Origin of the sequence: Arthrobacter sp. S2(2024), assembly GCF_036662515.1 — a bacterium.
GTDB lineage: Bacteria > Actinomycetota > Actinomycetes > Actinomycetales > Micrococcaceae > Arthrobacter.
Genome location: NZ_JAYKZI010000006.1, coordinates 74,969 through 101,910 on the forward strand (window position 1 = coordinate 74,969; position 26,942 = coordinate 101,910).

The window sequence follows — 26,942 nt, forward strand, 5'->3', positions numbered from 1 at the left end:
ATTTACTGACAGTTCGTTGACTCCCCATCGACCGAATTGTCCCGATACCCAAATATAGACGCATTCGGGACGCTGCCTCACAAATCGATCGTCACGTAAAGAGCACCCTATGAGACTTTCGGGCACATCGCCCTCCGGCAACAGCGGCAGGTCCACCGCGCGCGCCGCCGCCCGCCGTCGTCGACCTTCAGCACGGAGGACGACGACGGCGGCCCGGCAGCATGCCGTCTCCGCCACCAGCATGTGTGCCGTAGGTCATAACCGGGAGCTATCCCGTGATAGGGAATAGGTCTTTGTGCCCGAAGTTCGTGGGTGCGAGACTTCTATCACCAAAGAATTACCGACAGTTCCCCGGATTGAAGAATTTTAGCTAAACACTTTCAATCGAAAAGGCGACTGAGTTTACCGGATATTCCAGCCGTTCGAGCGGAATTGCCGGACCCCAATGCAGAACCACGGAAAGAGAACCACGTGAACCCGACAATTGATCTTGTAGCGGATCTTGGAGAGGGATTCGGTGCCTACACCATAGGCAGCGACACCGATCTTCTGGAGATCGTTTCAAGTGCCAATATCGCTTGCGGGTTCCACGCGGGCGATCCGGACATCATGGACGCCACGGTCGCCGAATGCGTTCGCCGCGGAGTGGGAATCGGAGCCCACCCGAGCTTCCCGGACCTGCGTGGTTTCGGCCGCCGGGACATGGGCCTGACTGCCAACGAAGTGCGTGCGGATGTGCTCTACCAACTGGGCGCCCTGAACGGCTTCGCTGCCTTCCACGGAACCAAGGTGACCCACATCGCGCCGCACGGCCGGCTGGGAAATCTCGTCGCCGTCCGGGCGGATTACGCGGAGGCCGTGGCTGAGGCCGCTGCCCGCGTGGACAACGAACTGATCGTGGTCGCGCAGGAGGGCGAGTTGGCCAAGGCGGCACGTTCCGCCGGCCTGGACGTGGCGATTGTGGGCATCGTCGATCGTGCCTACCAGGAAGACGGGACCCTGGTCCCGCGCAGCCAGCCGGGCGCTGTGCTGCACGATCCCTCGGCTATTGTCGAGCGAACCGTCCGCATGGTGTGCGAGGGCAAGATCCGATGCGCCAACGGCACTGACATCGACATCTCCGCGGACACCGTCCTGCTTCACGGGGACAACCCCGGCGCCGTCGAGCTCGCCCGGCTGATCCGTTCGGAGCTCATTTCGGCCGGCGTCCGTATTGCCCCGTTGACCGAAGTCATGGATGCCAAGAGGAAGGCGGCCTGACATGTCCGTTCTCATGGCGGCTCCCACCGAGATCTACGAATCAGGAGACTCCGCATTGCGCGTCGTCGCCCTTGCCGAAGCAAGCGAGGACAACTGGCTCACGGTCCACCGTCTTGCCGACTGGCTGGAGAGCTGTGGCGCCGAGGGCCTTCACGGCGCGGTACCCACCTACGATTCCGTGCTGGTGGAATTCGACCCCGTCCTGGTGTCGGCCCGTCAGGTGCGCGCGTTCGTCAAGCTGGGACTCCTCGAAATGGGCCGGTCCGCCGGCGCAGCAAAGGCACCCCGTGAATTTGATGTTCCGGTGGTCTATGGCGGCGAATACGGTCCCGACTTGGAGAAAGTAGCCGAATACCAGGGCATCTCCACCGAGGAAGTCATCCGCGTCCACACCGAGAAGACTTACACCGTCCGCTGCCTGGGTGCTCCTGCCGGCTCGCCCATGATGGACGGTCCGGCTTTCCCCAAGCCCGTGCCGCGCCTCAAGGATCCGCGGCTCAGCGTCCCGGCCGGGGCAGTGGCTGTGGCCGGACGCCAAGCCGTCATCGCTCCCGCGTCCGCACCGGGTGGCTGGTGCGTCATCGGTCAGACCCCTTTGACTGTCCTGAACATTCGCCGTGAACCACTTGTCCCTTACAAGCCAGGGGACATTCTCCGTTTCCGTCGCATCGAGGCCGGAGAATTCGGCTCTTACGTCGGCAAGGAACTGGAACCAAGGCCATGAGCGGGCACATCCTCATCCAGCAACCCGGTAACGCCGTGGTCACAGACCTTGGCCGGTTCCGTGGACCCCGCTTTGGGCTTCCGGTCAACGGCGCCCTGGACCAGTACTCGGCCCGGGCCGCCAACATCCTTGCCGGCAACGCGGACAACGATCCCCTGGTGGAGATCACGGCCCTCGACTTCAGGATGAAAGCGCAGTCAGACATCCTGATCGCAGTCACGGGGGCTCCGTTGAACCTCACCGTCGGAGGGCGTCCGTGCAGCCAGTGGGAACCGGTTTCGGTCCGTGCTGGCGAGACGGTGGCCGTCCGGGGAATCAACCGGGGCCTCCGTGCCTACCTGGCCGTCCACGGTTCCGTGGAGGCGCCGACGCTGCTGGGTAGTTGTGCCCCGGACACCGTTGTGGGCTTCGGCCTGCAGCTCAAGGAAGGAACCACCCTCCTGACCCGCCGCAGCGTGGGCCCTATTCGCCAACCGTACTTCGACCTTCCGCTCTTCCGGCTTGGTCTTGAACGGCCGGACATGGGGCAGGAATTGATGGTCGATGTGACTGACGGTCCGGATGTCGCCGAGTTTGGCGATTCCGCCGAGCTGCTCTTCACCTCGGAATACGCCGTAAGTGGCCGGAGCAATCACATCGGCCTGAGGCTCGGGGGTGAACTTCCGGAAAGAACCTCGAGTGGCGAAGTGCTTTCACGCGGGGTACCGGTGGGCGCCGTCGAGGTTCCCTCCCGGGAAGAGTTGCTGGTACTGCACCGGGGACGCGGCGTCACCGCCGGATATCCAGTCCTCGCCGTGGTCACCAGTAATGGCCTGGACGTCCTTGCCCAAGCCCGCCCGGGCGACAAGGTCCGCTTCAGGAAAACAACAGTGGCGGAGGCAACTTCCGCCCACCGGCGCTCGCGGGCGCAGCTTGAAACCCTCCGCGAATCCGTCAACACAGTCTTCGGACTACTTGGCATTGGATGCCGACCCCAGTGGCAGGACCTCCCGGTTGCGGCATGCAGCTAAAAACCTGTCGTCAAAACCAATAGGCGTTGCTACGCTCAACATCAAGAAGGAAATGTCATGACCGCTAACACCAACGCTGCACAAGTGCAGCATGAACGGCTCACAGGCCGTCAAACGCGCAAGGTTGTCACCGCAGGCTGCGTTGGCATCTTCGTGGAACTTTATGACAACGGCATCTTCGCGTTTATGGCCGGAACACTTGCCTTGGTATTCCTCGCCCCCGGTAACCCGGACAACGCCTTGTTGTTCGTCTTCGCCGGCTACGCAGTCTCGTTCTTCGTCCGGCCCCTCGGCGCGGTTGTTTGCGGCTACCTGGGCGACCGGATCGGCAGGCAAAAGCTACTGGTCTTCGTCATTCTGCTGATCAGCGTCGCCACAGCCGGTATCGGAATCCTGCCCACGTACGCGGCCATCGGCATTGCGGCTCCCATCCTGCTCGTCCTACTGCGGCTCCTGCAGGGCTTCTCGGTCGGCGGCGAAGCCGCCGGCGCCATGACCTTCCTCGCTGAACATGCCCCCGAGGGCAAGCGCGGCATCATCACTTCCTACGCGCAGATCGCTTCGTTCGCAGCCCTCCTCACCGGCACCCTTGTGGCGTTCTCCATGTCTCCGTGGCTCACCCAGGCCGCGATCGACGGCGGTGGCTTCGGCTCCTTCGCATGGCGCATTCCTTTCCTGGTCGCCATTCCCATGGGCGTCATCGGCTGGTACATCCGCAAGGCCATCGCGGACACCCCCAACTTCACCAAGCTCAAGGAAGAAGGCGGCCTTTCCAAGAACCCGCTCAAGGAAGCCTTCCAGTCCGCTGAGCACCGCCGGGCCATGGTTCTTGCCCTCTTCATCCCGCTCATGAACGGCTCCGGCTACTACGTCCTGTTCTCCTACATGCCTACGTTCCTCAAAGGCAAGCAGCTCAACTTCACCATCGGCGAGGCACTGTTCATCACCGCCTGCAGCCTGGTTGTCATCTGCATCGCCATTCCTTTCATGGGTGCCCTCTCCGACCGCATCGGCCGCAAGAAAGTCATCGCCGGCTCCGCCATCGCCATGACCATCCTGGGCATTCCGTCCTACGCCCTCATCGCAACGGGAAACATGGGCCTGGCTATCCTTGGCGCCTCGATCATGGCCATCGTCTTCGCCGGCCACACGGCCGTCATCCACATCCTGATCGTTGAGCTGTTCCCCACCCGGGTTCGCTACTCCGCCTACGGCCTCGGCTACAACATCTCCTCCGCGCTCTTCGGCGGAACCGCTCCGTTGCTGATGACCTGGCTTATCAGCAGCACCGGCAACATCTACATGCCGGCCTTCTACGCAGTGATCACGGCACTCGGCACGCTCGCAGCCGTGAGCACGGTCAAGGACCGGGCACACGAACCCCTGCGCGACGCTTAGGCGCCGCTGACCTCCGGGCACAGTTCGTGCCTTCCATTTCCACTCTTTGGAGAACCGATGTCTTTTTCCGACTACACCACCGCCCTCGTCACCGGAGCGTCAACCGGTATGGGTGCCGCGATCACGGAGCGGCTGGCCAAAAGGGGCCTGACCGTTCACGCCGTGGCCCGCAACGAGGAACGCCTCAGCGAACTGGCCGATCGTACGGGTGCCATCCCGCACGTAGTTGACCTGACCGACACAGCTGCCCTGACCGCCGTCGTGAGCGAGCTGAAGGTCGACGTCCTGGTCAACTGCGCCGGAGTTTCCCGGCCCGGGAACCTCCTGGACTCGTCCGAGCAGGACATCGACGAGCTCATCGACGTCAACCTTCGCGGCCTGCTTCAGCTCACGCGGCTGGTCCTGCCGGGCATGGTGGAGCGCGACCTTGGCCACGTCATCAACATCAGCTCGATCGCAGGCGTCTACAACTTCTATGGCCATACGGTGTACCACGCCACGAAAGCCGCCGTGCACCAGATCTCCCGCCAGCTCAGGAACGATACGGTCGGCAAGCGCATCCGCGTGACCGAGATCTGCCCGGGGCGTGTGGAAACCGAGATCTTCGGCCGGAACATGGGCGGCACGCCTGAAGCCATGGAAGAAGCATGGAAGACGTACTACGAAGGCTACGAGTCGTTGACCACTGACGACATCGTCAACGCGCTCGATTACGCCATCGAAACCCCGCGCCACGTCAATGTGGGCATGCTGGAACTTATGCCGACGTTCCAGGTCCCCGGTGGTCTCACCTTCGACAGGCGCTGACCCCCGCCTCCCTTGAGGCGCCGCGCCCGTCTGGGCGCCCCGAAGTTCCAGTGACATCACTCCCGTTGCTGGAAATACAAGCTGGCGGCCGCGAATTTCGCGGCCGCCAGCACCCGTTTCCGGGGAAAGGAGCTTTGGTGCGGGCCCGCCGCTTAGGGAGGGCCCGACGTCGGGCGCTCAGTCCTCGTGGAGGGCTTGCGTCAGGTGGTGTGTCGGGATGCGGTCACGGTCATAGGTGATTTCCGTGTAGCCGTGCGGTTCCGGGCGGCCGTCGTGGCCGAGATTGACGAACACGATTTCCTCGATGGTCAGGATGCTGTCGCGGGTGATCATGTTGCGCACCTCCGCGCGCATGGTCAGAGACGTCCGGCCGAAACGGACCGCCGTCAGGCCCATCTCCACCAGGTCGCCTTGGACGGCCGAGCTGACGAAGTTGATTTCGGAGATGTACTTGGTGACGGCGCGGCCGTTTCCAAGCTGGAGGATTGCGTAGATTGCCGCTTCCTCGTCGATCCATTTCAGCAGGCTTCCACCGAACAGCGTGCCGTTGGCGTTGAGGTCCTCCGGGCGTATCCACTTGCGCGTCCGGAACGTGATGTCAGCCTTTTCCATAATGCGAGATTAGCCGAGGCCGGGCGCCTGCGTCTCCTGCGGCGTGCCATGCTTGGCGCGACTCCGTAACATGGATACGGTGCACCCGGTTCAGGGCACAAAACGACACGCCGATTCGCGCACCATGCGGTACACCGGGAACGCGCTGGAGGAACACCATGAAGATCGACAAAACCCGCCGTAGCGCCTGGCTGAGCGCCCGGCCTTCCGGCTTGGATCACTGACCATGCCACCGTTGGACGCTGTATTGGGCGCCTGGTCCATGAACTGGCCTGCCCTGGTCATTCTTATTGCCGCAGTCGCCCTGTATTCAAAGGGCCTGATTGCTGCCAAGCGCCGTGATATCCGCTGGCCCCTGTGGAACTCCTTTGCCTTCTTCGCCCTTGGCCTGGGGAGCTTCGCGGCACTGAGCTTTGGATTCCCGGGAACCTACAGCCACGACCTGAGGTGGGCATTCACCCTCAAAGTGACGTCCTATCTGTTTGTGGTCCCGCTGTTGGTTGGCCTGGGCAAGCCGCTAACCCTTGCCAGGCAGACCCTTGGCCCCGCGGGTGCGGCGAGGGTGGAAGCTGTGCTTGGGCACCGGCTCGTTCGCATGCTCAGCAACACGCTCGTGGCGGCGCTTCTGGGGCTCGCAATGTTCACAGTGTTCCTGACCCCGTTTTTCTACGTGCTGCGGACCAACCCCGCCGCCGACGTCATCCTTACGTTGCTCGTGCCCGTCATGGGCCTCCTCATGACCGTACCGATCATGGAAGACGGCGCAGGACGCACCTCATCGCTCATTGTGGTCGAGTTCATCTTTGTATTCATTGAGCTGCTTGCCGACGCAGTGCCTGGGGTCCTGATGCGGCTCAGCCCGGAAATTCTCGACGGCGCCACGTCAGTTTTGGGCAATCAGCCAGGCTGGTTCCCCTCACCCTTGCGCGACCAGCAACTCGCGGGAGACCTGATGTGGTTCCTCGCAGAGATTGTGGATCTTCCCCTTATCATCCTGATGTTTGTCCGCTTCTCCCGGAGCGACAAACACGAGGCCAAGAGCTTCGACGACCTGAGCGACGAAGAAATCGAAGCTCTGAATCGGGCACATCTGGGCCAAGGCGGACGCAGCCTGGATTGATCCGGTCCCGTCCTTAGGCCATCCCCCTGTGCCTCACGCCATTGCCGTGTGCGATGCGCTGTGCGAATCGATCGGCTTGGCGTAGCACTGCGAGTGGGTGACACCGATGTAGGGGCCGAAATTTGGCACCGCAGCGAAGCCGGCGCTTTCGTAGAAGCTGCGGCCGTCCGATTGGGCCGAGCCCGCTTCCGCGGTGATCATGCTGAAACCGTGGGCATGTGCCTGCGCCTCCAACGCGGCAAGGATTGAACTGGCCACTCCTGAGCCCCTGGCGTACGGGACGACGTATAGCCGCTTGATTTCGGCCGTCTCGGCATCCAGGATCCTTAGCCCTCCGCAACCCAGGGGCTGGCCGGAACACTTTTCGTAGGCTACAACGAAGACGGCGGTATCTGCTTCCGACGGCGCGGGTCCGGGCTCGTGGTCCGAGTTGCCGAAACGTGCGTCCAGTTCCGCTTGCTGCGCTGCGCGGAGGTCCGCACCCACCGGGTTTGCCCAGGTGACCTGTCTGATGTTGAGCCGCGGATTTGTCTGCATCGGAACCTCTTTCGCCGAAGGGGGTTATGCCTATCAAGCCTAAGAAGCGGGGGTTACCGCGGTGTTTCCTCCGCGTAAGCGTCCGGAGAAATACCGGTGAGGCGGAACTGACGCCAATCAGCCCTTATTCGACGGCGTCGCCGGTGGGATCCTCGACCGTCCGGTCGGCCAAGGCAAGTCCGCCTACGGGGCTTTGGTCCCAGTGCAGCAGCCGCCACCCGGTCTCCGGATCGCCTTCGAGCACCACGATTCCGGTGTTCTGCAGTTGGTGGGTGGCGGCGAACTCACGGCCAACATCCACGGCACGGCGGCCTGCCCAACAGCGGATCGCGGCACCATGGCTGACTACGACGGCGGTTTCGTCGCCCGACGCTGCCACTTTGGCAATGGCAGCGTCGTAGCGGGCGAAGAACTCGTGTCCATCACCAGCTCCCGGCATGCGGACGTCGAGTTCCCCGTCGGTCCAGTCGAAAACGGTGCTCATGTACCGGTGGTGCGACTCGTGGTCGGTGAGTTTCTCCAGGGCCCCGGCCTCAATCTCCTGCAGGCCGTCCAATACAGTGGCCTCGAGTCCGAGGGCTTTTGCAAGCGGGGCGGCGGTCAGCTGGGTGCGGACCAGCGTGGATGCATAGATGGCCGTGATGTCTTCGTTGGCGAGGGACTCCGGGAGCGCAGCGGCCTGGCGTTCGCCAAGTTCAGTCAGTCCCGGACCGGGAAACGCCGTGTCCAACTGCCCCAAGACGTTTCCAGGGGTCTGCCCGTGGCGGATAAGCAAGAGCCTCATGCTGACACAATTCCTTACGTCGATTCGGAAACGCAGGGCCCATGTGGCCGCTACTTCAGGTGGTCCACCAACTGGTCCGCGATGCCCGTGTACTTGCCTGGAGTAAGCGCCAGGAGGCGTGCCTCGGCTTCGGGAGACAATCCCAGGCTCGAGACGAACTCCTGCATGCGGACGGCATCGACGCGCTGGCCGCGGGTGAGATCCTTGAGCCGCTCGTACGGGTTTTCCATTCCAGCGACCCCGGCGATGGCCTCGGCGCGCATGACCATCTGGATCGCTTCGCCCAGGACTTCCCAGTTGGTGTCGAGGTCGGCCGCCAGTACGTCCTCGGCAACGTCCAGGGCCTTCAGCCCCTTGGCGACATTCGAGATCGCAAGGAGCGAGTGTCCGAATGCGACGCCGATGTTGCGTTGCGAGGAAGAGTCGGTCAGGTCTCGCTGCCAGCGGGAGGTAACCAGCGTGGCGCCCAGGGTGTCCAACAGGCCGTTGGAAATCTCCAGGTTGGCCTCGGCATTTTCGAAGCGGATCGGGTTGACCTTGTGCGGCATGGTGGAGGAGCCGGTGGCGCCTGCTACCGGGATCTGGCGGAAGTAGCCAATCGAGATGTAGCTCCAGATATCCGTGCAGACGTTGTGCAGGATGCGGTTGAAGCGGGCGACGTCCGCGTAGAGCTCGGCCTGCCAGTCGTGGCTCTCGATCTGGGTGGTCAGCGGGTTCCACGTCAGCCCCAGTCCCTCAACGAAGGACTGCGCTACGGCCTGCCAATCGGCGCCGGGAACGGAAGCGACATGCGCAGCATACGTGCCGGTAGCGCCGTTGATCTTGCCCAGGTACTGGGTCTTGGAAACGCGGTCCAGCTGGCGGCTCAGGCGATGCGTGATGACGGCCAGTTCCTTGCCGAGGGTAGTGGGAGTGGCCGGCTGGCCATGGGTGCGGGAAAGCATCGGGACGGCGCGGTTCTCCTCGGCCATTGCCTCGATCTGCTTCACCAAGGCGCGGGCTGCAGGGAGCCAGACATCTTCCACTGCGCCCTTGACGCCCAGGGCGTAGGAAAGGTTGTTGATGTCTTCCGATGTGCAGCCGAAGTGCACCATCGCGGTCAGCTTCTCGATACCGATCGCCGGGAGGCGGCGGCCGATGTAGTACTCGACTGCCTTGACGTCGTGGACCGTGACGGCTTCGATTTCAGCGAGTTCCGTGACCGAAGCGGCGTCGAACTCGGTGACGATGGCGCGCAGCTTCTCCTGCTGCTCGGCGGTGAGGGGCCCGGCGCCGGGAAGTACGTTGTTGCTGGTCAGGTGGATGAGCCACTCGACCTCGACGGCAACGCGGTCGCGGTTCAGCGCGGCCTCGGACAAGTAGTCGACCAGGGGAGCGACGGCGGACTGGTACCGGCCGTCCAGCGGGCCCAGGGCGATCGGCTCCGGCGACGCGGCGAGGGCCAGGCGTCCAGAGGGCGTACGGGTAACAGCGGCGGCGACGGTTTCAGGCATGGGGCAATTCTTTCATGAACTCGGCTCGCGCCCTTAAGCCGGACTTCTCTATGTGAATAACGTCGCAGCTTGCCCTCCCCGACCACGTTTCCTACAGGTTATCCACATAGCCCATCACGGCGGTTCCGAGCTGTCGGGGCACAACGTAGCGTCGGTGCCACAACATCAATGGACACGGAGGAGGGCAACGTCTTGAGCGGCATTCTTATGGCGGCCGGAGGAACGGATCTGGATTCGCAGCAGTGTATTTCACGAGGCGCGGAGATCCAGAGGCTCGGATGGCGGATGAGGATCTGCGCCGACCAAGCCGATGCCGTTCTTGCAAGGCTTGCTCAGTTGCAACTCGAGCAATGGGAGTCGCCGGCCGGCCGTGCCTACCGGACCACGCTGGCTTTTCAGGCCGCCTCCCTTCGAAGGGGGCGTGATGCCTTGCATGAGGCAGCTGAAGCGACCCTTCGCCATGCCCAAAATGTGGCTACGAAACTCCAGCCTGGCTTCTGATGGCCGAGGTCGCTCCTATCGGCGCGGGCGGAACACCCCACCCCCGAGCACCCGAGCCGGATGGCACATTGCGGATACGCGGCGGAGTCGGGGGAATCCATTTCCAATTCGAAGAGCTGCTTGCTGGCGCCGCCGCGCTGGACGCACTGGTGCTCCAACTGCAGGCCATTGAAGTGGAGGCTGAAGCGGTGAGGGTGGCTCTCTTCCCGCACCAGGCCTCGTCCTACGCGAGCGGCAGCAACGCAATCATCGCCGTTGGTGAGAGCGGCCGGGACATTGGACGCGTCCGCGAACAGCTTCAGCGGATCGGCAACGGGGTCAGGGCGAGCCATCGTGAATACGAGTTTGCGGAATCACATGCGGCGATCAGGTTGCGGATGGGATTGGGAATGCCAGGTCCTGCGACTGGTCCTGCTCCCCTCGACGTTGGCTTGAGGGGCGCCACCGAAGGAGCCGTGCGGGACCTGACCCGGATATTGGAGCTGCTGGTGGGGATACCGCCGGCCGCGGCCAACCTTGCAGGGGCAATCGTCGGGCCCACTGATGTCGGTGCAGTCCTGAGAGCGATCGTCGCGATTCCCGCATTGGCTTTCCTCAAGCCACGTCCCATTACGGTCAGCCGGGGAGAGGCAACCACCAAGAGCGTGGACCTGTCGGCAGCAGGAATGCTCAGGGAACTGGATCACGTCGGCGCCACGTCGGAGGGCGAAATTGAAGTGATGCAGGTAGATAAGGGCGGCGAACAGGCGTGGGTGGTGCTGATTCCGGGCACCCAGCCAGGCAACCCGCCGGGAGGGGGAAATCCATTGGACGAGGCCGGGATTGCCGAAGCGCTGGGTTACAACTCGATGGAAACCAGCAAGGCCATCCGTCAGGCGTTGCTCGAGGCTGGCGCCGCGGCCGGCGAAACGGTGGTGGCAGTCGGCCACAGCCAAGGCGGAATCCACGCCATGAACCTGAGCAAGGACAAAGCGTTCCTCGCCGAGTATGACCTCAAGTTTGTGGTGACAGCTGGATCACCCGTCGGCGGGATTACCCCGCAGGCCGGCATCGGGAGCCTGCACTTGGAGCACGAACAGGATTGGGTACCCGGCGCGGAAGGCAAAGCGAATCCGGACACCAAGGACAGAGTCACGGTCACCATGACCAGTCCGGTGATCCTGGAACCCGGTGAGGACCCAGGCATTGGGCCGGCACACAAGCTCTCACGCTATGAGGAAGGGGCGAAGCTGGTGCAGCTCAGTTCCGATCCTTCACTGGCCGCTTCCACGGCCGCTCTGGGCGGGATACTGGGCGCCGGAGGAGTGGCCAAGGTGAGCCGGTTCAAGCTGAACCGCGAAGCGCCCCCGGCCCCTCGGGGAGGGCGGTGAGGAAAGCCGAGGAACATGCTGGCGAAGGCCACTTACGGCCTCTCACGGCCTGTTACCGCCTACCGCCTGGAATCCAGCTGGCCACCATGGAGATCAGGCTGATGATGATCGCCGCGAGAACTGCGGTCCAGAAGAAACGGTCGATGGTGAGGTGTACCGGCGTGTAGCTACTGAGCCAGGCTGTCAGGGACAGCATGGCCGCGTTGATGACAATCGTGAACAAGCCGAGGGTGAGGATCGTGATCGGAAGGGAGAGTAGCTTGACCAGAGGCCGCACGAAGGCGTTGACGATGCCAAAAATGAGCCCTATGAAGAGATAGGCAAGAACCACGCCCAAAGTGTCGCCCCCTTGAGTGACCCCCGCGTTGCTTACCGCATTGGTAGTTGCCGACGTGGAAATATCCATCCCAGGCAGAATCCAACTGGCAACCCAGAGGGCCAGTCCGTTGATCAGGACACGCACAATGAATGAACCCATACGCCCATGCTTTCACACGCGCCGGTTTCACACGCGATCGTTTTCACATGCGCCGGTTTTCATGTGCACAGGCCAAGGGGCTTCGAGCATGGCCCGAAGCCCTGCAAGTAGGCTGGTGCCATGAATTCTTCTGACAACGCACCGGAGGGCGTGCGTCCCCGCCCGGTGGTGGACAGGCTCCCCAAATATGCCGCAGGCAAGCCGCCCGCCGCGATTGAGGGCCTGACCAGTTACAAACTGTCGTCCAATGAAAACCCGCTACCCCCGATCCCCGCCGTACTCGAGGCGATCGCTGATCAGTCGGACATCAACCGGTATCCGGACCCGCTGTCCACCAAGCTGCGCACGGCGCTCGCTGACTTCCTGGGAATTCCCGCTGACGACGTCGTCACCGGAGCCGGAAGCCTCGGGGCCCTCAACCAAATCTTGTCCACCTTTGCCGGACAGAACCACGACGGCAAGTCTGATGAGGTCATCTACGCCTGGCGTTCCTTCGAGGCCTACCCCATTTCCGTAGGACTGGCCGGTGCCGAGAGCGTCCAGATCCCGTTGCTTTCCGATGGGCGTCACGATCTCGAGGCCATGGCGGCCGCCGTGACCGTCCGCACCAAGGTGATCTTGCTTTGCACGCCGAACAATCCCACGGGTCCCATCCTCACGGCCGAGGAAACTGAACGGTTCATCCAGTCGGTTCCGGCGGGCGTCGTCGTGGTCATCGATGAGGCCTACCAGGAGTTCGTCAGGGACGAGAACGCCGTGGACGGCATCAAGTTGTACCGCAAGTACCCTAACGTCGTGGTCCTCCGTACCTTTTCCAAGGCTCACGGCCTTGCCGGGCTGCGCGTTGGATACAGCGTCTCCGGTCCGGATCTCACCCAGCACCTGCGCGTCGCTGCCACCCCATTTGCTGTCTCGCAGATTGCGGAACGCGCCGCCATTACTTCGTTGGAGAATTTCGACCAAGTTGTTGAAAGGGTACAAAGCCTGGTGGACGAGCGGGACCGGGTTACCGCGGGACTTCGCGAGCTCGGATGGTTCGTGCCCGAGGCCCAAGGCAACTTCGTATGGCTGAATCTTGGCGAGAATAGCGCCGAATTTGCCGGACGGGCAGGCGAGCGGGCGTTGTCCGTGCGGGCCTTCGGCAACGAAGGTGTCCGGGTCAGCATTGGAGAGGTCGAGGCCAATACTCGATTCCTGGAACTCTGTGCGTCCTATACAAAAGCGCCGCTGCCTTCCTAGCGGTTAACAAATGCCCCTGCGTCCCTTACTGCGGATAAAGTAAGGGACGAAAGCCAAGATATGCCGATTCCGGAATGCATTCCGGAATCGGCATATATCAGCGAATATTGCTCAGCATCGGCTGTGGCAGGCAAGGAGACGGAATGGGCGCAACTCAATTGCCCACCCCCGGGATCAACGGAACGGGACTGGATCAGCAGTCTCCTGCGGGAGGCGCTTCGAGCGATCCCGCGGCCGACATGATCCAGCTGCTGGGGCCGGACGGCAAGCTAGGGACAGATCCAGTCTTCTCGGACTACGCCAAGCGCCTTGATCCTGAGCAACTCCGGGGCTTCTATGCCGACATGGCCAAGGTCCGCCGCTTCGACCAGGAGGCCACTGCACTCCAGCGCCAAGGCGAGCTGGCACTTTGGGTTCCCCTCACCGGCCAGGAGGCCGCCCAGATCGGTTCCGGGCGGGCTACCCAACGGCAGGACTACATCTTCCCGACGTACCGGGAACACGGCGTCGCATTGACCCGCGATGTGGACCTGGCGGAACTCCTCAAGTTGTTCCGCGGAATTTCGAATGGTGGCTGGGATCCCACCGAGAACAACTTCCATCTCTATACCCTCGTCCTTGCGGCCCAGACGCTGCACTCCGTCGGTTACGCCATGGGAATCCAGCGCGACCAGAAGCTTGCGGAAGCCAATGGTTCCAACGACCCGAAGGCTGCTGTGGTGGCCTACTTCGGCGACGGTGCCAGCTCCGAAGGCGACGTCCACGAATCCATGGTCTTCGCGGCTTCCTACAATGCTCCCGTGGTGTTCTTCTGCCAGAACAACCACTGGGCCATCTCCGTCCCTACCGAGGTCCAGACCAAGGTTCCGCTGTTCAACCGGGCCAAGGGATACGGCTTCCCGGGCATCCGCGTTGACGGCAACGATGTCATCGCAGTCCATGCGGTCACCGAGTGGGCGCTTGAGCACGCACGGGAAGGCCGCGGCCCGGTGCTCATTGAGGCATACACGTATCGCGTTGGTGCCCACACGACGGCGGACGACCCCACCAAGTACCGCGAATCCGCCGAGGAGATTTCATGGCGGGGCAAGGATCCCTTGGATCGTCTTGAGAAGTACCTCCGCAACGAGGGCCTCGCCGACGAAGCTTTCTTTGAGCAAGTCAGGGTCGACGGCGACAAGCTCGCCGCTCACGTCCGCAGCACCACGCAAGGCCTGCAGGGTCCCAACTTCCGCGAGTCATTCGCGGGTGTCTATGCCGAGCCGCACCCCTTGGTGGCCGAGGAACTTGCTTGGTTCGAGGAATACTCCGCCGGATTCGAAGGCAACGAGGAAGAGGGGGCAGGCAACTGATGACCACTATGACCATTGCCAAGGCCATCAACGAAGGCCTGCGTGCCTCGCTCACCAATAACCCGAAGTCCTTGCTCATGGGCGAAGACATCGGCCCGCTGGGCGGCGTCTATCGCGTGACCGACGGACTCATCAGGGAGTTCGGCGCAGACCGGGTGGTGGATACCCCACTGGCTGAGTCCGGCATCGTCGGCACGGCTATTGGCCTCGCCTTGCGCGGCTACCGTCCCATCTGCGAAATCCAGTTCGACGGTTTTGTGTTCCCCGGGTTCAACCAGATCACCACCCAATTGGCCAAGATGCACTCCCGCAGCGGCGGCAAGTTGACTGTCCCCGTAGTCATCCGCATTCCTTACGGTGGCGGCATCGGCTCGATCGAACATCACTCGGAATCACCGGAAGCACTGTTCGCCCACACCGCCGGCTTGCGCATCATCACCCCGTCCAACGCCCACGACGCCTACTGGATGATCCAGCAGGCCGTTGACTGCACGGACCCGGTCATCTTCTTCGAGCCCAAGCGCCGCTACTGGCTCAAGGGCGAGGTGGATACCGAGAGCGCCGGATTGGCTTCGGACCCCTTCCAAGCGCACGTTCTGCGCGAAGGTTCCGACGCCACCATCGTGGCGTACGGGCCGCTGGTACCGGTCGCGCTGGCCGCAGCAGCGGCCGCGGAAGAGGACGGGCACAGCATCGAAGTGATCGACCTGCGCTCGATTTCCCCCATCGACTTCGACACCGTCACGGCTTCCGTCAAGAAGACCGGCCGCTTGATCGTTGCCCACGAGGCACCGACGTTCGGAGGGATCGGCGGCGAGATCGCTGCGCGGATCAGTGAGCGTGCTTTCCTGCACCTGGAGGCTCCGGTCATCCGCGTGGGCGGTTTCCACATGCCATATCCCGTGGCGAAGGTGGAAGAGGACTACTTGCCGGACATCGACAAGATCCTCGAAGCCCTGGACCGTTCCCTGGCCTACTAGCCGCCCCTGATTGCACCCGCCGCCACGCGGACGGGCCAGCCGAGATCGAGGACCTAAGTGACTGTTAAGAAATTCAACCTGCCGGATGTCGGCGAAGGCCTGACCGAGGCGGAAATCGTCTCCTGGAAGGTCAAGCCCGGCGATACCGTGGCCATCAACGACGTCATCTGCGAGATCGAGACCGCCAAGTCCCTCGTGGAATTGCCGTCCCCGTATGCCGGCACCGTGGCGGAATTGCTCGTTGCCGAAGGCATCACGGTTGAAGTAGGGACCGCGATTATCGGAATTTCGGACAATGCGCCGGGTGGCACCGCGCCCGCGTCAGCGCCCGGTGCGCCGCTCGCCGAGCAGCCTGCGGCTCCGACCGCCGCCGCGACGCCCGCCGCCGCGCCTGCAGCGGAACAGGTCTTCGAAGCCTCGATGTACGGCAAGTTGCCCGACGACGCCGGAACGTCCGACGCCGGAACGTCCGACGGCGGTCCGGCCGGCGGCCCGCTGGTTGGCTCCGGTCCCAAGGCCGACGCGGTCAAGCGCCGCCCGCGCAAGCGCCCGGAAGGTGCTGCTTCGGTACCCGCCGCGGCGCCGAGCGCGGCACCCGCCGCCGTCGAGACCGCCGTCGAGCGAGTGGCAGAGCCCAGCGCTCCGGCCCTGCCGCCCGTTGCCGCACAACAGCCCGCAACCGCAAGCCAGACATCCGCAAGCCAGACATCCGCAAACCAGGCGCCGGGTCTCACCGGCATCGGTGCAACGGTCAGTGGCCTCGTCAACCGGGTGCTGGCCAAGCCGCCCGTGCGCAAGATCGCCCGTGAACTTGGGATTGACCTGGCCGACGTCGTTCCCACCGGAGCCCGCGGCGAAGTGACCCGCGAGGACTTGGTCAGCTACCAGTCGCAGCGCGATGCCGAGGTGGACCAAGCAGACAAGTTCTGGGGTGCGTCCAAGAAGCCGCAGGATCAGCGAGTGGAACGGATCCCGGTCAAGGGTGTCCGCAAGGCCACTGCCAAGGCCATGGTGGAGTCGGCGTTCACGGCGCCGCACGTGAGTATCTTCGTTGACGTGGATGCCAGCCGCACCATGGAATTCGTCAAGCGGCTCAAGGCCTCCAGGGACTTTGAGGGCATCAAAGTATCGCCGCTGCTGATCCTCTCGAAAGCTGTGATTTGGGCCGCGGCGCGCAATCCGAGCGTTAACGCGACCTGGGTGGAGAACGCCGATGGCAACGGAAACGCGGAGATCCACGTCAAGCACTACATGAACCTGGGCATTGCCGCGGCGACGCCGCGAGGGCTTATGGTTCCGAACATCAAGGATGCCCAGGATCTTTCCCTCAAGGAACTGGCCCTCGCCCTCAATGAGCTTGCCAGCACGGCACGCGCCGGCAAGACCCAGCCGTCGCAGATGCAGGGCGGCTCGCTGACCATCACGAACATCGGCGCCCTGGGCATCGACACCGGAACGCCTATTATCAACCCCGGTGAGGTGGCAATCGTCGCGTTCGGCACCATCAAGCAAAAGCCGTGGGTGCTCGACGGCGAGGTCATCCCCCGCTGGATCACAACGCTTGGCGGTTCGTTCGACCACCGCGTGGTGGACGGCGACCTCTCTGCCCGTTTCATGGCCGACGTAGCATCCATCCTCGAAGAGCCTGCCCTGCTGCTTGACTGAGCATCGCGGCATCAAGGACGGGCGGCGCGGGCAGCGCGGCGTTAGGGGAGAGCGGCACCGCGTTGCCAGGGTCCTGACGGAAGTCTTCCAGCCGCCCGCCGTCGTATCCGTCCTGCTGCTCATGAGCCCCGCGGTGGAACCAGGCTTCCCGGGCACGATATGGTTCGGTGTCCTGGCAGCGCTCTTTGTCTGCGTGCTGCCGCTGGCCTACGTCCTGCTCATGGTGCGGCTCGGCAAACTCAGCGACCACCACGTCAGTGATCGCAAGGAGCGGGCGCCGTTGCTGATGCTTGCGCTCGTGTCCGTGGTCGTGGCGCTGGTGGCCCTCAATCTCATCCACGCCCCGACGAGCGTCTCAGCGATGATCCTTGCACTGATTGGCGGCATCACGGTGTTGGCCGCGGTCAGCCTCGTGTGGAAAATCAGCGGCCATGCCTCGGCAATTTCCGCGGGCTAGTAGGACGTGTAGCTGAGCGCGAGGTCGCGCAGTTGCTGATCGCTCATGCTGCCGATCATTCCGAATGACAGCACCATCGCCAGGGCTCCGACGGCGAGCATCGCGGAAGCAACCACAAGCAACAATTTCCAGTCGGAGCGAAGGATGCTGCGGAAGGTCTCCGGCATCTGGAGCAACGGGGAGATCATGTTCGGGGCGCTGTCTACCGAGCCGTCGTCGAGAAGTGCCACGATGCGGTCATTCGCCCGGTCGAAGCGCATGGAACTGATGTGGTTGCCATGGCGGGCGAGCAGAATGTCGTGTCCGACGCGTTGGCGCGGCTGCAGAGTAAGCAAAAGGGATCCCCTACGGGTTGATGTGATGGGCGGCTCGCGCCCTTGGGGGCCACTTCAATTTTATCGGCGGCATCCTAGCCGCACGGCCAAAATCGGGGTGAGACCGCCCACCACAACGCGTGATCCCCGTCAAAGTCCAGGGGTCGGCGTGTTCCCTACGGTTCGTCCGTCTTGGCAATGTAGACGTCGCACGGCGCGTTGTGCGCCACCGTGTTCGCAACGCTGCCGAGAACCCTTGCCAGTCCCTGCATACGGCGGTTGCCGACCACGATCACTTGGGCACCCACTCGTTCGGCTTCCTTGACCAAGGCCTCTCCGGCTTTGCCGAAGACGGCCCCGTAGCTGGTGGTCAATTGCTCGGAGGCGAGTTCTGCGGCGACTTTGCTGGCGACCTTCTCCGCGGCGTCGGCGTCGGAGAGAATCCACTTGTCCCCTCCGCTTTCGACGACCTCCACGTGGGCGCCTTCAAAAGCGGTGATGACGCGGAGTTCCGCGCCCAGTGCGGTCGCCAAATTCTTTGCCGAATCGGCGGCCCTTCTCGCTGTTACGCTGCCGTCGACTCCGACGAGGACTATTCCGCTCATATATCTGCTCCTTTGCTGATGACATCAATGGCTTCTTGCAAAACCGGCGCCAATCGGCGGACACCTTCGGCGATGGACTCCGGTGGCACTGCGCTGAAAGCCAACCTCAGTTTGTTGGATGGTTCGTCCGAGTGCGTGAACGCCGCGCCGGGGATGAACACGACCCCCGCGGCGATTGCCCTCTTGAGCAGCGGATACGTGTCGACGCCGTCGGGCAAAGTGACCCAGACGAAGAAGCCGCCCTCGGGCCTGGTCCAGCTGAGCCCCGATGGCATGTGCTCTTCCAGCGCCACCAGCAGGGCATTGCAGCGTTCCTCGTACAGGGCCCGGTAGGTGTCAATCTGCCCGCGCCAGTCGTAGTCCCGAAGATATGCGGAGATGATCATCTGGTTCAGGGTGGGAGGGCATAGGGTCACGGCTTCCGAAGCCAGGTAGAAGCGCCGCTGCAAGTGCTCGGGTACAAGGGCCCACCCGATGCGCAGTCCCGGGGCAAAGATCTTGGAGAACGAGCCCATGTAGATGACGTCGTGCTCATTCGCGGCACGCATTGGTTCCAACGGCTTGCCGTCGAAGCGCAAAAGACCGTAAGGGTTGTCTTCGAGCACCAGAATATTCGCATTGCGGCATATATCGACAATGCGCTGACGCCTCGCCGGAGCAAGCGTGATGCCGGAGGGGTTGTTGAAGTTGGGGATCGTGTAGAGGAACTTGATGGTCTTGCCTTCGGCCTGAAGCTCAGCGATCTTGGCTTCGAGGAGCTCCGGAACCAAACCGTCGTCGTCCATGTCCACGGTCTCAACCTGGACCTGGTAGGCCTCGAAGGTGTTCAGGGCACCCACGTAGGTGGGGTTTTCCACGAGGACGACGTCGCCAGGATTGCAGAAGACTTTCGTGGCGACATCCTGGGCCGACTGGGAACCGGCGGTGATCACCACGTTCTCCGGGCGGGCGTCCATGATGCCCTCCGCGGCCATGATCTCGCAGATCTGGGTACGCAGTTCCTCGGTGCCTTGGCCGCCGCCGTACTGCAGTGCCGTCATGCCTTCTTCCGCGATGATGCGGGCCGCGGTCTGGCCGAGCTTCTCGAGGGGCAGGGACTGCAGATAGGGGTTTCCGCCAGCGAGGGACACGAGTCCCGGCCGCATTGAAATGTCGAAGACGTCACGCACAGCGGACTGCTTGATGTTGGCGGCGCGCTCCGAGAAAAGTTCCTCGTGGCGGTGTGCGGCAGTTGCTGCTCGCTCTATTGCGTCGATTGCTTCCGCGGGCAATTCAGGCCCGGCGTCCAATGTTTCGTGGGTCACATGGAAAGGATACTCCCCGGAGTTGCCAATTGGGCAACGGATGTTTCATCCCATTTTTTGGATTCGCGGTGCGAAGCGCTTTACGTCCGGACAGAGGAAGGCTGGAATAGAGCAATGACGACGCACCCCGAACTCGAATCCAAGGCCCTCCGCTTCCACGAGCTCCATGCCGTGCCGCATGCGCCGTTGGTGCTGGTTAATGCGTGGGATGCCGCGTCTGCGCGGATGGTCGAGGAAGCGGGCGCGACGGCGGTGGCGACTTCCAGCTCGGCTGTCTCCTGGAGCCTGGGGTACCGGGACGGGGACCACCTTCCGCGGCACCTCGCAATGGAGGCGCTCGCCCGGATAGCGAAGGCCACCCGCTTGCCCGTGACCGCGGATATCGAGACCGGGTACGGACGCGCAGACGAAGAACTCCAGGCCACGGTTCGAGCGGTGCTGGACGCGGGCGCCGTCGGGATCAACATCGAGGACTCGGCGGACCAGCCGTTGAGCGAGATCACTGAACAGTCCAGGCGCATCGCGCTGATCAGGCAGACTGCCGAGGACGCGGGCGTCCGGCTGTTCATCAATGCGCGAACGGACACTTATTGGTCTGGAAAGTTCCCGGACACTGCATATGAGGAAACGCTGCGCCGGGCGGATGCCTATCAGCGGGCAGGGGCGGACGGAATATTCGTGCCCGGCTTGGCGGACCTCCATGTCCTGCACGAACTTTCCCGGCGGATCGGCGTACCGCTCAATGCGTTGGCCGGCTTGGGTTCGCCGTCGCCCGGAGAACTGCACGACGTCGGCGTGCGGCGGATCAGCATCGGCGGCAGTACTGCCAGGGCGGCCTACGCGAAGGTCTCCAGGCTGGCCATGGAAGTTCTTGGCGACGGGAACTGGTCGGGCCTCGCCGGAAGCCGGAGCTACGCAGACATGGATGCGCTCTTCGAGTGACTGGCCACCTCAGCGCAGACTCAGGACATCCGCCAGGGCATTCCCGTCGATGTAGATCGCTGCCTGGGATGCTCCCGTAGCCGCCACCGCGGTTTGCGCCAGCTGAGTCTCGATCCGCGGGTTGTCGCACACGCCTCCAGGGCGAAGTGAACCGTTCAGGTTCACGACGGCGGTGGTGCCGTCGAGGTAGCCGGAAACGTAGCGCAGCGCGGAACCCGAGAGCGCGTTGTACAAACCTGCCCGGGACGCGGTGCCGTCGGGCGCCAGCAACTGCGCCATTGCCCCTGCCAAGCGGTCGCTGCCGGGAGGGGTGGTGACGTGGACGGCCACGAGGCTGTCGTCACAGCCGAACCGCACGCCGCGGCTGCCGCCGTCGCCGATTGCCACGAAATACACGAAAGTCCCAGTCGCTTCTCCGGCGGTGGGGAGGGGCACGGGAACCGGCGCGGCTACGGGCGCCTGCGGGCTCGCAGCGGTCGGCCGCGGAGCCGTGGGCGGCGGGTTGATATACGGGGGAGGCGCCGGGAGGGGCATGGGAATCGGGCCAGCTACCGGCTCCTGCGTCATCTGGACGGAGCCCGATGAGGCCGGTTGTGTGGAGAGTGAGCCGCCCGGATCGGTGCCGCCGGGGGAAGCGCAGCCAGCCAGGCAGGGCGCGAGGGATAGGCACAGCGCGGCGACCGCCGTCGTCGTGCATTTCACGCCGCGTCCGACCCGCATGAAAGCCCCCGCGCTTTGCCCTGATCACTCCTGGTGCCTGTAACTCAACGTTACGGCTGGCCGATCGGGTGTGGGCCGCTCCGTCCATGACGGTTCGGCCTCAGCTCAGTCACGGAATGGTAGCGGCGCGGCGACGCGCTTCCGTTCCGAAGCGCGTTCCGGCTAGTCCGTTCCCTTGATCTTCCGCCAACCGCCGGCACGGTTGTTCGCCGCGATCTGCCGCAGCATGGTGATGAGGGGCGCGCGGGGAATCGGCCCGTGCTGGTGGAAGGTGATCATGCGGGCGGTCTTGTTGTCGTGACCCGATGTGATGATGTTGTCCGGGTCGGGAACAATCGCACCGTCGTAGAGGAACAGGTTGACGTGGTCCTTGGCTGCGAGCAACGCGCAAACGTTGCCCTCGAGGACGAAGTAGGGCCGGGTGCGGCGCTTGATCGTTTCGACGATTTCAGGCTCGGCTTCGTGGATGAGATCGCGTAGTTGCTCTCCGATGGCGCGCTGCCAGTCCGGGAGGGCCTCAAGGTAGGCATCGACGTCGGGATGGCGGTTGTAGTCGGCCATGCCGCCATCGTATCGACAAAGAACGCCCCCGCCCACGCCTCAACGGCTGGACGGGGGCGTTCTCGCGGCGAGCTGGGAAACTAGGCTGCGACGTCTTCCTGGACGGCGGTCAACGGCTCGAAGATGCCCTTGATCTGCTCGACAACTTCGGCGTCGTCCTTCGGGTGCAGTTCAGCGAAGCGGATCATGGAGCCGGGAACGGCAAGCTTGACGTCCTCGAGGACCTTGGCGCCGGCGATGCCAGCGGCCTTGCGGGCCTCGTCCTGTGCCCAGACGCCACCAAACTGGCCAAAGGCGGTACCGACGACGGCGGTCGGCTTGCCTGCCAGCGCGCCGGCACCGAACGGGCGGGACAGCCAGTCGATGGCGTTCTTGAGCGACGCCGGCATGGTGCCGTTGTGCTCCGGTGTGACGAGCAGGATGGCGTCTGCTTCGGCGGCGGCAGCGCGGAGGGCTGCGGCTTCGGCCGGAACCTGGCCTTCGACGTCGATGTCTTCGTTGTAGAACGGGATGTTGCCGAGGGAGCCGTGGATCTGTACTTCGACGTTTTCCGGGGCGTTGAGCTGGATGGCTTCGGCGAGCTTGCGGTTGTGGGAATCGGCGCGGAGGCTGCCAACAAGGGCGAGAACGGTGTTCTTGGACATGGGAACTCCTTGGGTCTGGCCGCGGACGGTGCCGCAGGCGCTCGGTTTTGGAGGCTTTTGCTGCCTTCGTAGATTCTAAACGGACTGCGGTCCGCTTAATATTCCCAAGGCTAGAATGTTTCTGTGAGCCTCATCCCCATCCGGCCCGGTTCGCCTTTCGGGACGCCGCCGGAGCGCAGCGACGCCGCGCGTAACCGCGAACGGCTCCTTCAAGCTGCCAGGGATCTCGTGGCCGAACACGGAGTGGACGCCGTCACGATGGACATGCTCGCGTGCCGGGCCGACGTCGGGAAGGGAACGGTCTTCCGCCGTTTCGGCAGCAGGGCCGGACTCATGATGACCCTCCTGAGCGATGCCGAGGCGGAATTCCAGCGCGAGTTCATCTTCGGTCCGCCGCCCCTGGGCCCGGGAGCGCCCCCGCTCGAGCGCCTCATCGCCTTCGGCGAAGCACGTATCAAATATGTCGAAGAGTACGGCGAGCTGGCCCGTGCCGCGGCGGAACATTCCCCGCAAAACCGGCACGACGCCCCGCCGGTGGTGTTGTGGCACCGGCACATCGAGATGCTGTTGCGGGAAGCGGGCCTGGACAGCGATCCTTGGCTTCTGGCTCTTTCCCTCGGCGCCACCCTGGATCCAGAGCGCATGCTCCATTCCCTCCGAGTTCACGGAGTTGCGCCGGAACGCCTGGCTGCGTCGTGGCGCGAGCTCGTCACTCGCCTACTGAAAGACTGCTGACATAACCTTCGCCGTGCCATCTTCGCCCGGTAGCGTAGCGGCATGACCCACACACCGATCCGCACCGCCGTCGTCGGCTTTGGCCTTTCCGGCAGCGTCTTTCACGCGCCGTTTATCGCGGCCAATCCCGCGTATTCCCTCGACGTCATCGCCACTTCGGACGCGGGCCGTAAGGCCAAAGCGCAGGAACGGTATCCCGGCACGAGGATCGTGGACAGTCCGGATGACGTCTTGGCGCTTGCCGGTGACCTCGACCTCGTGGTGCTCGGCACGCCGCCTGCGACCCATCACCCGCTCACGAAAGCCGCGCTGGTAGCCGGGCTCGACGTCGTCGTCGACAAGCCGTTCGCGGTGACCAGCGCGCAGGGGCAGGAGCTGATCGAGTTGGCCGCGAAGCTGGGCCGCGTGCTCACCGTCTACCAAAACCGCCGCTGGGACGGCGACGCCCTCACCGTGAAGAAGCTGCTCGACGCCGGGACGCTGGGCGTCGTGATGCGCTGCGAGGCGTCAATGGAACGGTGGGCGCCCGAAATCAGCAAGGCGTGGAAGGCCGGCGCCACGGCCGACGACGGCGGTGGGCTGCTCTTCGACCTGGGAACCCACCTGCTTGACCTTGCCCTCCAGATGTTCGGTCCCGCCGAAGTCATCCATGCCGAAATCCTTGCCCGAAGGCCCCGGGAGAAAGCCGACGACGACGTCTTCCTGGTCCTTCAACACGCTTCCGGAGTGCTCAGCCACGTCGCCATGAACGTCAACAGCCAGCTTCACGCACCGCGCTTCCGCATCCTGGGGAGCAAGGGTGGATTCGTGAAGTTCGGAATCGACCCCCAGGAACCGTTCATCGTGGCGGGCGGCCGGCCCACGGATGGCGCCTACGGCGTCGACGATCCGCACCACTACGGCACCCTGGAAATCGACGGCGTGCGGACCACGGTACCCACCGAGCGCGGCGCCTACCAGGAGTTCTACCGGATCCTTGCGGAGAAGATCGCCGACGGCGGTGCCGCCTCCGCTTTGCCGCTCCCCGTGGATCCGGCCGGGCCAGTCGAGGTACTCAAGCTGATTGAGCAGGCCCGGACACTCGCCTGAAAGTTTTTTGGATAAGGGCGTAACTTCGACGGGACCGCCAGCGATGTAAGGGGAGTGTGGGCAACGTCCGCACTGATCATCCAGTAGCGACAAAGCCGCTGCCGGAGTAGTCCCAAAACGTTTGTCGGAGGGTTTCATGTCCTTGTTCACTGTCCTTGCCACTAGCAAAATCGCCGCCGGCGTCTTCGCTGCCGGAGCTGTAGCGGTTGGCGGAACCGGCGTCGCAGCCTTCAACGGAGCACTTCCCAACGATCTGCAGAAGAGCGCCCACGAGCTGCTCGGCGCCCCGGCTCCGGTAGCGTCCAAAGCAGCCGAGTCCGCACTGTCCAAGACGGCCGACGCATCCCAGACGGCAACGTCCAAGGCAACTGACGCCGCTGCCGATGCCAAGTCCAAGGCCACGGACGCCGTCGACGACGCAAAGTCCAAGGCCGCAGCGGCAGCCGCTTCAGCCAAAGCCACCTCGCCTGAGGCATTCGGCCTCTGCACCGCCCTCCTCAACGGCGGCCTGAAGGCTGACGCCAAGGTACCCGGTTACTCCTCACTGGTAGTCGCCGCTGGCGGCGAGGCCAACGTCAACGCACACTGCGCCACCGTCGTGAGCGAAGGCAAGGCCGCCGGCCTGAACGCTGACGGATCTGCTTCCGCCAAGGCCGACGCCGATGGAAACGCCGCAGTGCCGGCCGTACCGGCTGTTCCCGCCGTGCCGTCTGCACCGGCCGTTCCTGCTGTACCGGCCGTCCCGGCTGTGCCGTCCCACGTGCCGACCGCACCGGTGCACGTGCCGTCCGATTCTGTCAGCCCGTAACACTGCGGCTACGCTTGAACGGCGGGGCTCCTTGGCTAAATGACAAGGAGCCCCGCGACGCAACAGACGGCGGCAGTGGTCATTTCCTAGGCCAGGGACGATGACCGTGCTGCGTGGGATGGAGGGGTCGCGGGTGCTTGACCCTTTGGCTGACGAATATTTGCAGGCGGACGAGGAAGATCCCGCCCTGCTCTTCACGGCTGCCTACAACGAATTTTCCGGACCGGTGTTTGGATACCTGCGAGCCCGCGGCGTAGACGATCCGGAAGCAGTTACCCAGGACGTGTTCCTGGCCCTCTATCCCAAACTGGATTCCCTCCGCGGAGGTCTCCAGGGAGCCAAGACCCTCCTCTTCTCCATAGCGCACGCGCGAATGGTGGATCACTACCGGAAGCGGGAACGCACCCCTGATTCCGCGCCCTATGAATCCGATCTGGATTCGCGGCGCGCGCCTTCGGCCGAGGACCAGGCATTCGGGCATGGCGCAGGCCTGGGTGTAACCGAGCTACTGGCCGACCTCAATCCCGACTACCGGGAGGTCCTGGCACTACGGGTCGTGGCGGACCTTTCGTTGGAAGAAACAGCGGACATCATGGGCAAGTCCCAAGGAGCCGTGAAGCAGTTGCAGCGCAGGGCATTGAGTGCACTGAGAGAACGTGCACTACTAAGGAATGGCACATCATGAGCGAAAAATCCGCATCCTTCGGCGAGCAAGGCGTTGACCGCCTGCTTGCTGAAGCCGGGCTCGACGAAGCGTACGAGATCCGGACCGAGCTGCTGGAACTGCGCGCCCTTGCGAGCACCCGGCCGCAGCCGTCGGCGGCTGTGCAGGCTTTGATGGCACCTGCGGGCGTTGCGGCTGCTCCTGTCGCGGCCACAACCCCGCTAGCCCGCGCCGCAGCCACCCCTGTTGATGAGCTGGCCGCTCGTCGCCGTCGTAAGCGCCGTGCCGGCATTGCGGCTCTTGCCGTTGCGGCTTCCCTTGCAGCCGGAGCTACCGCCGCGGCTGCGTCCGACGGCGGCATTCCGGGAACGATCGAACACTTGGGCGCCGTGGTGGGATCCGTTGTTTCGCAGCTCACCCCTGGATCGGGCGGCAACGCTCCACAACAGCAAGGAACCCGCCAGGAGCCGGTCCCTATGCCCACCCGGGAAACAAACGTTCCCGGATCGCCCTCTCCGGAGTCCTCTGCGCCTGGGGCCCAAAACACCGCGCATCCTTCGCCGCACGCCACTCCCGGCACTACTGCGCCGGGGTCCGAGTCGGATCCGCGCAATGGATTGCACGATATCGCCAAGGGCCGCCCGGGACAGATCACGATCCCGACGCCGGAGGTCCCAACGCCCACGCTGCCGTTGCCCCAACCGGTTCCGTCCGAGATTCTTCCGGGCAGCCCGGTCAAGCCGTAACTGGCGTCGTGGAGTGTCCGGCG

At 63.8% G+C, this 26,942-nt stretch carries 30 protein-coding genes; 19 read left to right on the plus strand and 11 right to left on the minus strand.

Annotation, left to right across the window (positions count from 1 at the left end):
• Positions 1–471 precede the first annotated feature (471 nt).
• From VLA65_RS13865 to VLA65_RS13885, 5 genes are read left to right on the plus strand one after another with little or no spacing between them, the layout of a single operon-like run.
• Positions 472–1,260: a LamB/YcsF family protein gene (locus VLA65_RS13865; RefSeq protein WP_332602844.1), complete on the plus strand. Its 789-nt coding sequence runs from the start codon at positions 472–474 to the stop codon at positions 1,258–1,260.
• Between the two features lies 1 nt (position 1,261).
• Positions 1,262–1,984: a 5-oxoprolinase subunit B family protein gene (locus VLA65_RS13870; protein WP_307053205.1), complete on the plus strand. Its 723-nt coding sequence runs from the start codon at positions 1,262–1,264 to the stop codon at positions 1,982–1,984.
• Positions 1,981–2,994 (plus strand): biotin-dependent carboxyltransferase family protein, encoded by a 1,014-nt coding sequence (locus tag VLA65_RS13875; RefSeq protein ID WP_332602845.1) that lies wholly within the window; start codon positions 1,981–1,983, stop codon positions 2,992–2,994. Before VLA65_RS13870 ends, VLA65_RS13875 begins: the two co-directional genes overlap by 4 nt.
• A 57-nt stretch (positions 2,995–3,051) precedes the next feature.
• Positions 3,052–4,392 carry an MFS transporter gene (locus VLA65_RS13880; protein ID WP_059388742.1) on the plus strand — a complete coding sequence of 447 codons (1,341 nt, stop codon included), beginning with the start codon at positions 3,052–3,054 and terminating at the stop codon, positions 4,390–4,392.
• 57 nt (positions 4,393–4,449) lie between these two features.
• Positions 4,450–5,199, plus strand: a complete 750-nt coding sequence (locus tag VLA65_RS13885) for an SDR family oxidoreductase (protein ID WP_059388741.1) — start codon at positions 4,450–4,452, stop codon at positions 5,197–5,199.
• Between the two features lie 177 nt (positions 5,200–5,376).
• On the opposite strand, the gene VLA65_RS13890 is transcribed toward VLA65_RS13885, so the two are convergent.
• Positions 5,377–5,811 (minus strand): acyl-CoA thioesterase, encoded by a 435-nt coding sequence (locus VLA65_RS13890; protein WP_084784486.1) that lies wholly within the window; start codon positions 5,809–5,811, stop codon positions 5,377–5,379.
• 226 nt (positions 5,812–6,037) lie between these two features.
• Here VLA65_RS13890 and VLA65_RS13895 point away from each other — a divergent pair, with 226 nt between their 5' ends.
• Positions 6,038–6,931, plus strand: a complete 894-nt coding sequence (locus VLA65_RS13895) for a cytochrome c oxidase assembly protein (protein ID WP_332602846.1) — start codon at positions 6,038–6,040, stop codon at positions 6,929–6,931.
• Between the two features lie 33 nt (positions 6,932–6,964).
• Here the strand turns inward: VLA65_RS13895 and VLA65_RS13900 are convergent, their stop codons facing one another.
• The 3 genes from VLA65_RS13900 to purB all read right to left on the minus strand — a co-directional run bounded on the left by VLA65_RS13900 (position 6,965) and on the right by purB (position 9,745).
• Positions 6,965–7,468, minus strand: a complete 504-nt coding sequence (locus VLA65_RS13900) for a GNAT family N-acetyltransferase (RefSeq protein WP_059388739.1) — start codon at positions 7,466–7,468, stop codon at positions 6,965–6,967.
• Positions 7,469–7,592: 124 nt separating this feature from the next.
• Entirely contained in the window at positions 7,593–8,252 is a 660-nt protein-coding gene (locus VLA65_RS13905; RefSeq protein WP_332602847.1) for a histidine phosphatase family protein, read from the minus strand.
• 50 nt (positions 8,253–8,302) lie between these two features.
• Complete coding sequence (purB, locus tag VLA65_RS13910; protein ID WP_284988944.1) at positions 8,303–9,745, minus strand: adenylosuccinate lyase; 1,443 nt, start codon at positions 9,743–9,745, stop codon at positions 8,303–8,305.
• A gap of 192 nt (positions 9,746–9,937) precedes the next feature.
• On the opposite strand from purB, the gene VLA65_RS13915 reads away from it, so the two are divergent.
• Together VLA65_RS13915 and VLA65_RS13920 are read left to right on the plus strand one after the other, a co-directional pair.
• The gene (locus VLA65_RS13915) at positions 9,938–10,246 is read left to right on the plus strand and encodes a hypothetical protein (RefSeq protein ID WP_332602848.1); all 309 of its coding nucleotides are present in this window, start codon (positions 9,938–9,940) and stop codon (positions 10,244–10,246) included.
• Complete coding sequence (locus tag VLA65_RS13920) at positions 10,246–11,616, plus strand: hypothetical protein (RefSeq protein ID WP_332602849.1); 1,371 nt, start codon at positions 10,246–10,248, stop codon at positions 11,614–11,616. Before VLA65_RS13915 ends, VLA65_RS13920 begins: the two co-directional genes overlap by 1 nt.
• Before the next feature lie 52 nt (positions 11,617–11,668).
• Here VLA65_RS13920 and VLA65_RS13925 read toward each other — a convergent pair whose 3' ends face one another.
• Positions 11,669–12,094: a phage holin family protein gene (locus VLA65_RS13925; RefSeq protein ID WP_059388735.1), complete on the minus strand. Its 426-nt coding sequence runs from the start codon at positions 12,092–12,094 to the stop codon at positions 11,669–11,671.
• A gap of 120 nt (positions 12,095–12,214) precedes the next feature.
• Here VLA65_RS13925 and VLA65_RS13930 point away from each other — a divergent pair, with 120 nt between their 5' ends.
• The 5 genes from VLA65_RS13930 to VLA65_RS13950 all read left to right on the plus strand — a co-directional run bounded on the left by VLA65_RS13930 (position 12,215) and on the right by VLA65_RS13950 (position 17,787).
• Entirely contained in the window at positions 12,215–13,333 is a 1,119-nt protein-coding gene (locus VLA65_RS13930; RefSeq protein ID WP_332602850.1) for a histidinol-phosphate transaminase, read from the plus strand.
• A 143-nt stretch (positions 13,334–13,476) separates the two neighbouring features.
• Positions 13,477–14,685, plus strand: a complete 1,209-nt coding sequence (pdhA, locus tag VLA65_RS13935) for a pyruvate dehydrogenase (acetyl-transferring) E1 component subunit alpha (protein ID WP_059388733.1) — start codon at positions 13,477–13,479, stop codon at positions 14,683–14,685.
• Positions 14,685–15,665: an alpha-ketoacid dehydrogenase subunit beta gene (locus tag VLA65_RS13940; RefSeq protein WP_332602851.1), complete on the plus strand. Its 981-nt coding sequence runs from the start codon at positions 14,685–14,687 to the stop codon at positions 15,663–15,665. The genes pdhA and VLA65_RS13940 overlap by 1 nt, the downstream gene beginning before the upstream one ends.
• A gap of 57 nt (positions 15,666–15,722) precedes the next feature.
• Positions 15,723–17,330 (plus strand): dihydrolipoamide acetyltransferase family protein, encoded by a 1,608-nt coding sequence (locus VLA65_RS13945; protein WP_332602852.1) that lies wholly within the window; start codon positions 15,723–15,725, stop codon positions 17,328–17,330.
• Positions 17,323–17,787, plus strand: a complete 465-nt coding sequence (locus VLA65_RS13950) for a phosphatidic acid phosphatase (protein ID WP_332602853.1) — start codon at positions 17,323–17,325, stop codon at positions 17,785–17,787. The genes VLA65_RS13945 and VLA65_RS13950 overlap by 8 nt, the downstream gene beginning before the upstream one ends.
• Here VLA65_RS13950 and VLA65_RS13955 read toward each other — a convergent pair.
• From VLA65_RS13955 to VLA65_RS13965, 3 genes are all read right to left on the minus strand, one after another.
• The gene (locus tag VLA65_RS13955) at positions 17,784–18,122 is read right to left on the minus strand and encodes a hypothetical protein (protein WP_113990649.1); all 339 of its coding nucleotides are present in this window, start codon (positions 18,120–18,122) and stop codon (positions 17,784–17,786) included. The genes VLA65_RS13950 and VLA65_RS13955 overlap by 4 nt on opposite strands.
• Before the next feature lie 155 nt (positions 18,123–18,277).
• Positions 18,278–18,706, minus strand: coding sequence for a universal stress protein (locus VLA65_RS13960; protein ID WP_059388730.1), 429 nt, complete (start codon positions 18,704–18,706; stop codon positions 18,278–18,280).
• Complete coding sequence (locus tag VLA65_RS13965; RefSeq protein ID WP_332602854.1) at positions 18,703–20,010, minus strand: aminotransferase-like domain-containing protein; 1,308 nt, start codon at positions 20,008–20,010, stop codon at positions 18,703–18,705. The genes VLA65_RS13960 and VLA65_RS13965 overlap by 4 nt, the downstream gene beginning before the upstream one ends.
• 114 nt (positions 20,011–20,124) lie before the next feature.
• Here VLA65_RS13965 and VLA65_RS13970 point away from each other — a divergent pair, with 114 nt between their 5' ends.
• On the plus strand, positions 20,125–20,952 hold the full coding sequence (locus VLA65_RS13970) for an isocitrate lyase/PEP mutase family protein (protein WP_284988951.1): 828 nt from the start codon (positions 20,125–20,127) through the stop codon (positions 20,950–20,952).
• Between the two features lie 9 nt (positions 20,953–20,961).
• Here the strand turns inward: VLA65_RS13970 and VLA65_RS13975 are convergent, their stop codons facing one another.
• The 3 genes from VLA65_RS13975 to VLA65_RS13985 all read right to left on the minus strand — a co-directional run bounded on the left by VLA65_RS13975 (position 20,962) and on the right by VLA65_RS13985 (position 22,877).
• Positions 20,962–21,519: a GerMN domain-containing protein gene (locus VLA65_RS13975; protein ID WP_332602855.1), complete on the minus strand. Its 558-nt coding sequence runs from the start codon at positions 21,517–21,519 to the stop codon at positions 20,962–20,964.
• Between the two features lie 315 nt (positions 21,520–21,834).
• A complete protein-coding gene (locus VLA65_RS13980; protein ID WP_306963626.1) occupies positions 21,835–22,233 on the minus strand; it encodes a DUF1801 domain-containing protein in 399 nt (132 codons plus the stop codon).
• A gap of 80 nt (positions 22,234–22,313) precedes the next feature.
• Positions 22,314–22,877: an NAD(P)H-dependent oxidoreductase gene (locus tag VLA65_RS13985; protein ID WP_306963624.1), complete on the minus strand. Its 564-nt coding sequence runs from the start codon at positions 22,875–22,877 to the stop codon at positions 22,314–22,316.
• Positions 22,878–23,000: 123 nt separating this feature from the next.
• Here VLA65_RS13985 and VLA65_RS13990 point away from each other — a divergent pair, with 123 nt between their 5' ends.
• The 5 genes from VLA65_RS13990 (at position 23,001) to VLA65_RS14010 (ending at position 26,919) form a co-directional block, all read left to right on the plus strand.
• Positions 23,001–23,612 (plus strand): TetR/AcrR family transcriptional regulator, encoded by a 612-nt coding sequence (locus VLA65_RS13990; protein ID WP_059390272.1) that lies wholly within the window; start codon positions 23,001–23,003, stop codon positions 23,610–23,612.
• 42 nt (positions 23,613–23,654) lie between these two features.
• Positions 23,655–24,701, plus strand: coding sequence for a Gfo/Idh/MocA family protein (locus tag VLA65_RS13995; RefSeq protein WP_332602856.1), 1,047 nt, complete (start codon positions 23,655–23,657; stop codon positions 24,699–24,701).
• A gap of 136 nt (positions 24,702–24,837) precedes the next feature.
• Positions 24,838–25,509, plus strand: coding sequence for a hypothetical protein (locus VLA65_RS14000; protein WP_332602857.1), 672 nt, complete (start codon positions 24,838–24,840; stop codon positions 25,507–25,509).
• A 133-nt stretch (positions 25,510–25,642) separates the two neighbouring features.
• The gene (locus VLA65_RS14005; RefSeq protein ID WP_059388725.1) at positions 25,643–26,194 is read left to right on the plus strand and encodes an RNA polymerase sigma factor; all 552 of its coding nucleotides are present in this window, start codon (positions 25,643–25,645) and stop codon (positions 26,192–26,194) included.
• Positions 26,191–26,919 (plus strand): hypothetical protein, encoded by a 729-nt coding sequence (locus VLA65_RS14010; RefSeq protein WP_306963617.1) that lies wholly within the window; start codon positions 26,191–26,193, stop codon positions 26,917–26,919. Before VLA65_RS14005 ends, VLA65_RS14010 begins: the two co-directional genes overlap by 4 nt.
• Positions 26,920–26,942 lie beyond the last annotated feature (23 nt).

Bases quoted from the DNA above. Each gene is read 5' to 3' on its own strand.
- VLA65_RS13870 (WP_307053205.1), top strand. From the start codon at position 1,262: ATGTCCGTTCTCATGGCGGCTCCCACCGAGATCTACGAATCAGGAGAC.
- VLA65_RS13875 (WP_332602845.1), top strand. From the start codon at position 1,981: ATGAGCGGGCACATCCTCATCCAGCAACCCGGTAACGCCGTGGTCACA.
- VLA65_RS13880 (WP_059388742.1), top strand. From the start codon at position 3,052: ATGACCGCTAACACCAACGCTGCACAAGTGCAGCATGAACGGCTCACA.
- VLA65_RS13885 (WP_059388741.1), top strand. From the start codon at position 4,450: ATGTCTTTTTCCGACTACACCACCGCCCTCGTCACCGGAGCGTCAACC.
- VLA65_RS13890 (WP_084784486.1), bottom strand. From the start codon at position 5,811: ATGGAAAAGGCTGACATCACGTTCCGGACGCGCAAGTGGATACGCCCG.
- VLA65_RS13895 (WP_332602846.1), top strand. From the start codon at position 6,038: ATGCCACCGTTGGACGCTGTATTGGGCGCCTGGTCCATGAACTGGCCT.
- VLA65_RS13900 (WP_059388739.1), bottom strand. From the start codon at position 7,468: ATGCAGACAAATCCGCGGCTCAACATCAGACAGGTCACCTGGGCAAAC.
- VLA65_RS13905 (WP_332602847.1), bottom strand. From the start codon at position 8,252: ATGAGGCTCTTGCTTATCCGCCACGGGCAGACCCCTGGAAACGTCTTG.
- purB (WP_284988944.1), bottom strand. From the start codon at position 9,745: ATGCCTGAAACCGTCGCCGCCGCTGTTACCCGTACGCCCTCTGGACGC.
- VLA65_RS13920 (WP_332602849.1), top strand. From the start codon at position 10,246: ATGGCCGAGGTCGCTCCTATCGGCGCGGGCGGAACACCCCACCCCCGA.
- VLA65_RS13925 (WP_059388735.1), bottom strand. From the start codon at position 12,094: ATGGGTTCATTCATTGTGCGTGTCCTGATCAACGGACTGGCCCTCTGG.
- VLA65_RS13930 (WP_332602850.1), top strand. From the start codon at position 12,215: ATGAATTCTTCTGACAACGCACCGGAGGGCGTGCGTCCCCGCCCGGTG.
- pdhA (WP_059388733.1), top strand. From the start codon at position 13,477: ATGGGCGCAACTCAATTGCCCACCCCCGGGATCAACGGAACGGGACTG.
- VLA65_RS13940 (WP_332602851.1), top strand. From the start codon at position 14,685: ATGACCACTATGACCATTGCCAAGGCCATCAACGAAGGCCTGCGTGCC.
- VLA65_RS13960 (WP_059388730.1), bottom strand. From the start codon at position 18,706: ATGAGCGGAATAGTCCTCGTCGGAGTCGACGGCAGCGTAACAGCGAGA.
- VLA65_RS13970 (WP_284988951.1), top strand. From the start codon at position 20,125: ATGACGACGCACCCCGAACTCGAATCCAAGGCCCTCCGCTTCCACGAG.
- VLA65_RS13975 (WP_332602855.1), bottom strand. From the start codon at position 21,519: ATGACGCAGGAGCCGGTAGCTGGCCCGATTCCCATGCCCCTCCCGGCG.
- VLA65_RS13980 (WP_306963626.1), bottom strand. From the start codon at position 22,233: ATGGCCGACTACAACCGCCATCCCGACGTCGATGCCTACCTTGAGGCC.
- VLA65_RS13985 (WP_306963624.1), bottom strand. From the start codon at position 22,877: ATGTCCAAGAACACCGTTCTCGCCCTTGTTGGCAGCCTCCGCGCCGAT.
- VLA65_RS13995 (WP_332602856.1), top strand. From the start codon at position 23,655: ATGACCCACACACCGATCCGCACCGCCGTCGTCGGCTTTGGCCTTTCC.
- VLA65_RS14000 (WP_332602857.1), top strand. From the start codon at position 24,838: ATGTCCTTGTTCACTGTCCTTGCCACTAGCAAAATCGCCGCCGGCGTC.
- VLA65_RS14010 (WP_306963617.1), top strand. From the start codon at position 26,191: ATGAGCGAAAAATCCGCATCCTTCGGCGAGCAAGGCGTTGACCGCCTG.